Annotated in this window: 1 protein-coding gene; it reads left to right on the top strand. The window is 75.3% G+C overall.

Going from position 1 to position 1,907, the window contains the following annotated elements:
* Positions 1–1,898, top strand: a 1,898-nt coding sequence (locus ACFTZL_RS44450) for a BTAD domain-containing putative transcriptional regulator (protein WP_382596222.1), incomplete at its 5' end; no start/stop codon positions are given.
* Positions 1,899–1,907: the final 9 nt, after the last annotated feature.

The following is a 1,907-nucleotide window of genomic DNA, read 5'->3' as shown; positions in this document are numbered from 1 at the left end:
AGTCCGACAGCTCCTTCGGTCTTCCCGAGGCCCTGCTCACCGCTCCCCTCCTCGCCGCCGGTCTCCTCGGCGCCCTGGGCCGGCGGCGCCGGCAGGCGCTGTGGCAGTCGGCGTTCGGGGCCGTCGGCGGGCGGCGCGGCATGGAGCCGCCCACGCCGACCGGGGACGCCCAGGACGTCCAGGACGCGCTGCTCGTCGGCGCCGACCCCGAGGGCGTACGACTGCTCGACCGGAGTCTGAGGGGGCTCGCCGCTTCCCTCGCCGAGGAGTCGCGCGCGCTGCCGGTCGTCTACGCGGCCTGGCTGAGCAACGGCGACCTGCACCTCCAGCTCGCCCAGCCCGCCGGGAAGCCGCCCGCCCCCTGGCAGCAGGGTCAGGACCAGACCTTCTGGATGCTGGCCAGGACCGACGCCGAGCGCTACGAGGACGTGGACACGGCCGCTCCGTACCCGGGGCTCGTCAGCCTCGGCACCATGGACGACTCGCGGCTGCTGCTCAACCTGGAGGCGGTGCCCGGCATCGTCTCGCTGAGCGGCCGGGAGGCCGACCGGGCCGCCGTCTTCTCGTCCGTCGCCGCCGAGTTGGCGACCAACGGGTGGTCCGACCGCATGACCATCACGCTCGTCGGCTTCGGCGAGGACCTGACGCCGCTCGCCCCGAACCGGATCCGGCACCTCGAGGACATCGAGGCGCTCGTCGAGACCATGGAGGCCGAGACGCGGCAGCGGCGGGGCGCGCTGGGCGCGGCCGGGCACGACTCCGTGCTCACCGGCCGCACCGGGCCCGCCCAGCACACCCGCTGGGCCCCGCACCTCGTCCTCCTCGCCGCCCAGCCGTCCGCCGAGGACGCCGTCAAGCTCGCCGAACTCGCCGCCGACGCCGGGCGCCTCGGTATCGGCTACCTCGTCGGCACCGAGACCGGCGATCTGCCGGGCGCCGCCTGGGAGATGGAGATCACCGGCCAGGGCAAGCTGCTCGCGCCGCTGCTCGGGCTCGAACTCGACGCGCAGCTGCTGCCCGCCGCCCAACAGCGCGCCGTGGTCGAGCTGTTCACCGACGCCGACCCCGAGCGCGAGACGAACGGGCCCGTGACCACCCCGCCGTTCCTCGTCGACATCAGCGAGCACGGCCGGCCCGCCGTCTACGCCCGTCTCGTCGGGCCGTACGAGATCATCGGCCTGGACACCCCGGACGGGGAGCGCAGCGCGCTGCTGCACGAGGCGCTCGCCATGCTGCTCCTGCACCGCGAGGGCGTGCATCCGCGGGTGCTGGCCTCCGCGCTGTGGCCGCGCGGCGTCACCGACGACGTACGGGAGGCGCTCCTGGACCGGCTGCGGGTGTGGCTCGGCGCCGACCCGGACGGTACGCCCCGCCTCGGCCGGGACGGGACGGGGCGGCTCACGCTCGCCAAGTCCGTCGTCTCCGACCTGGACGTGCTGCGCTCGCTCTACCACGAGGCCACGCAGGGCAAGGGCGTCGACAGCCGGGCCGTGCGCGGGCGGCTGCTCACCGACGCGCTCGTGCTGGTGCGCGGGCCGCTGATCGCCGACCGGCCCGAGGGCCGCTACCGGTGGCTCACCCACGAGATCGTCGACGCCCAGCTGCCCCTGCTCGTCGCGGACACCGGGCTCGCGCTGTGCGAGTTCCACATGGAGAGGGACCGCGCGGAGAAGGCCATCGAGGCCCTCAACGCGGCCCTGCGCACCGCCCCGGCCGACGAGCGCCTGTGGCACGAGCTGCTGCGCGCCACCCACGCCACCGGCGACTCGTCCCAGCTCACCGCGCTCGCCACCGATCTCATCGGTCGCAGCGGGGCCCGGGGCCTGCCGCCGCGCACCGAGGCACTGCTCGACGAGCTGCTGCCGACGTGGCGCGACGCGATCGCCGCGGTGGGATGAACACCGGCC

The organism is Streptomyces sp. NPDC056948, from assembly GCF_042674225.1.
Lineage (GTDB): Bacteria > Actinomycetota > Actinomycetes > Streptomycetales > Streptomycetaceae > Streptomyces > Streptomyces purpurascens.
This window is presented reverse-complemented; position numbering and strand designations above follow the sequence as displayed.